The 375-nt window shown below is 38.9% G+C and carries 1 pseudogene; it reads left to right on the forward strand.

From position 1 onward, the window contains the following. Positions 1-346 (forward strand): annotated as a pseudogene (locus tag C1E99_RS12425) (ABC transporter ATP-binding protein); the annotation flags it as partial. Positions 347-375 lie beyond the last annotated feature (29 nt).

The following is a 375-nucleotide window of genomic DNA, read 5'->3' on the forward strand; positions in this document are numbered from 1 at the left end:
CCAAGATGAGTTCAAGCTTAGCTATCTCTTTATTTCCCATGACCTCGGTGTTGTACAACACATGTGTGATGAATTGTTCATCATGTATCGCGGACGTTTCGTAGAGACAGGAAATAAGAACGATATTTATAATAATCCACAACATATTTACACTAAACGTTTGTTGTCTGCGATTCCAACGATTGACCCAGTCAACCGTTTGAAGAATAAAGAAAAACGTTTGGCTGCTGAAAAAGAGTATCAAGAAATGCAAGGTCAATACTATGATGAAAACGGTCGTGTGTACGATTTGAGATCCTTCTCAGAAACTCATCAAGTAGCCCTTCCAGAAGGAGGTCAGAACTAAGATGTGGAAAACAGTATTACGTCGTTTAC

The sequence above is a fragment of the Streptococcus suis genome (assembly GCF_002964045.1).
Lineage (GTDB): Bacteria > Bacillota > Bacilli > Lactobacillales > Streptococcaceae > Streptococcus > Streptococcus suis_U.